Source organism: Candidatus Aminicenantes bacterium, from assembly GCA_026393855.1.
In the GTDB taxonomy this organism is placed as follows: Bacteria; Acidobacteriota; Aminicenantia; order Aminicenantales; family UBA4085; genus UBA4085.
Window position 1 is genome coordinate 1 of record JAPKZJ010000010.1, and the last position, 2980, is coordinate 2980.

Sequence of the window (2980 nt, forward strand, 5' to 3'; positions counted from 1 at the left end):
TGAAGCGCGGCTTGGACGAGATGATCGCCTGGATCAAGGGCCGCGGCGCCAAGCCCTTCGACTACTATCTCGAGGTCGAGATCGTCAACGCCATGACGCCGCGGAGCTGGACCGAACGCCTGATGTAGGCCGAGGAGCAAGGGGAGAGCGATGCGCCGATGGATGGCGGGGGTGATCGCGGCCGGGCTGGCCCTGGCGCCGGCCGCAGCGCAGGAGCTGCCGCGCCCCAGCTCGTCCAACTCGGTCATCGTCAGCATCGAGCATAACCCGGCGGATACGGCCGAAATCGCGGCCATCAAGGCCAAGCTCGGCGGCGGCCTCTTCGCCTGGCTGTCGCTTTCCCTGACCACCTCGACGCCGACCATGGACTGGAAGATCGACTTGGCCAAGGCCGATTCCGGCATCCAGGCCTTTAAAACTCAAGTCGACACTCTGGTCAAAGCCTGCCGGGCGGCCGGATTCCGCTTCCACTTGGTCCTGACCTCGGGACTGGCCCGCGGGCTCGAGGCCTACGAAGCGGCCAAGCTCGAAGACGTCCGCAACGCCCAGTGGTATAACGACAACAACATCGCGGCGGCCGATCAGATCGCAACAGCCGAGGCCATGAAGGTCTATGTCTTCGGGACGCTGTCGCGCTACGCCCGGAAGGTTCGGGCCCATTTGAAGGCCAAGTCCATGGCCGCCTTCGCCTATCTGGCCCAAGTTATCAAGGGCTACCCCGACACGCTCGTCGCGGTCAGCGGCTGGGGCGAGGCCGAGCTCAATTATCACCGGATCAACCACGAGAAGAGCGCCCAGGACTGGTTCTGCGATTACTCGCCGTTTGCCGTCCTGGAGTTCCGGGACTGGATCCGGCACACGGGCGGCTATGACGACGCCGCGGGGGAGTTCGCGGGCCAGGGCTGGAAGGCCGGCGGGGAGCGCTATCGGGGCTCGAGCGGGCCGGCCAATTTCAATGCCGACTTCGGCACCGCGTTCCGGACCTGGGACCTGCGTTATTTCCACTGGGACTTGAAAAACGACTACGATACCGAACCGGCCGACGACAAGAACCCCGACCCCAACGCCGTCCCGTTTGCATCCTATAAAAAGGACGGGATGATGCCCGGAGCGGGCCTCAATTTTATCGCGGAGGGCTTCGATCCGCCCCGGAAGATGGAGCCGGGAAATAAATACTGGGATCTTTGGAACACCTTTCGGGAAGCCATGGTCACGAATTTCGTGCGCGAGGCCGCAATGTGGGCCAACGAGGCGGGCATCCCGACCCAGCGCTGGTACTCGCACCAGATTCCGGGCGACTACCTCTTCAACACCAACCCGGAGACGCCGCAGAAGAATGCCCGCTACTACACCTCGGCCTCGACGATGGCCTCGGCCAACATCTGGCCCTACGGCAACCCGGGGGCGACGATCTACGATGTGCGCTTCCCGACCTGGTTCGCCCGGACGACCCTGCACGCCCTGCCGGCCCTGGCTGCGCTGTCGAACGACTGGGCCATCATGGAGTTCGACCCCGAGCTCTACCCGCCGGGCATGGAGATCAAAGAAAGCTCTTCCGAAGAGATCCTGGAGCAGTACCTCAACGTCTACCGCCACGGGGCCAAGCTGATCAATTTCTGGCGCTGGTGGGACGACAATAAAGAGCACCGGATCAAGGGCATGAACAAGGAGGCGGCCTTGGCCGAGTTCGTCCGCCGGATCAAGGACAAGGCCCGGTCCAAGAACTTGGGGGTGGTCTTCACCCCGCCCCGGGTGAATGGCACCATCGCGACGGCGGCGCCGGCGGATGATGGGGCCATGGCTGTTCGGGTGGAATGGAACGCGCATATCTGGGCGGATGATACTTGGTTTTGGAAGGATTGGGGCGACTTCGAGGCCTTCGAGGTGTTCCGCAGCCTGCGGCCCGGGTTCGTCCCGCAGGCGGCCAACTTGATCGGAACGACCAAGGAGAGCCTGCTTCTGGACAAAAACCTGGTTCCGGGTGCCAGGTATTACTATAAGGTCCGGGCTTTTAACAAAAACAATGCCCCCGGGCCGTTTTCCAACGAAGTCTCGGTTCAGCTTTAAAAATATTAAGGCCGGCTTGGCGTCCGGCTGGAGGGGAACAGATGAGCAGCCGATCCTTGGCGTCTCTCGCGGCGGGGCTGTTGATCGCGGTAATGGCGGGCGCGCCGATTTGGGGCCAGGGACTTCCCACTCCAAGCCTGAAGAATTCGACGATCATCTCCATCGAGCACGACCCCCGGGACACGGGCGCCGTTGAATATATTAAGGCCGCCATCCCCTTCGGGCCCTATACCTGGCTGTCGTTTTCGGTTACGCACTACGATCCTGCCCTAGCCTGGAATTCGGATTGGACCCAGGCGGACACGGGCATCCAAAACTACAAGGACTTGGCCAATGCCCTGATCGCGGCCTCCAAGGCGGCCGGCGTCCGCTGCCATCTGGTGATCTGCTCGGGCCTGGCCCGGGGGCTGTGGGTTTACAACGAGGCCAAGCGTGAGGACGTCCGCAATTGCCAGTGGTATAACGACAACAACATCGCCTCGAACATCCAGATCGCCGAGCCGGGCTATATGGACAATTACGTCTTCGGCACGTTCTCGCGCTACGCCTTCAAGATGCGCCGCAACCTGGCCGCCAAGAGCCAGGCGACCATGGCCTTCCTCAAGAAGCGGATGGACGAGGAGCCCAACGTTTTGGTCGCGGTCAGCGGCTGGGGCGAGGCCGAGATGAACTTCCACCGCATGGGCCCCGGGACCTACCCGGATTTCTTCTGCGACTACTCGCCCTTTGCCGTTCTGGAGTTTCGCGACTGGATCCGGCACGACGGCATGTACGGCCCCAACGCGGCCTACGACCCGGGCGGGGGATATTCGGCGGGGGGCGCACGCTACCAGGGGGCGAACGGGCTGGCCAATTTCAACGCCGACTTCGGGACGGGTTTTTCGAGCTGGGACCTGAAGTACTTCAATTGGAG

At 62.7% G+C, this 2980-nt stretch carries 2 protein-coding genes; both read left to right on the forward strand.

Annotated features, from left to right (window positions below):
• Positions 1–150 precede the first annotated feature (150 nt).
• Positions 151–2067: a hypothetical protein gene (locus NTZ26_01360; GenBank protein ID MCX6559138.1), complete on the forward strand. Its 1917-nt coding sequence runs from the start codon at positions 151–153 to the stop codon at positions 2065–2067.
• A 41-nt stretch (positions 2068–2108) separates the two neighbouring features.
• Positions 2109–2980: hypothetical protein (locus NTZ26_01365; GenBank protein ID MCX6559139.1), on the forward strand; the 872-nt coding region annotated here is incomplete at its 3' end.

Coding starts and splice junctions, on each gene's coding strand:
- NTZ26_01360 (MCX6559138.1), top strand. CDS start 151: ATGCGCCGATGGATGGCGGGGGTGATCGCGGCCGGGCTGGCCCTGGCG.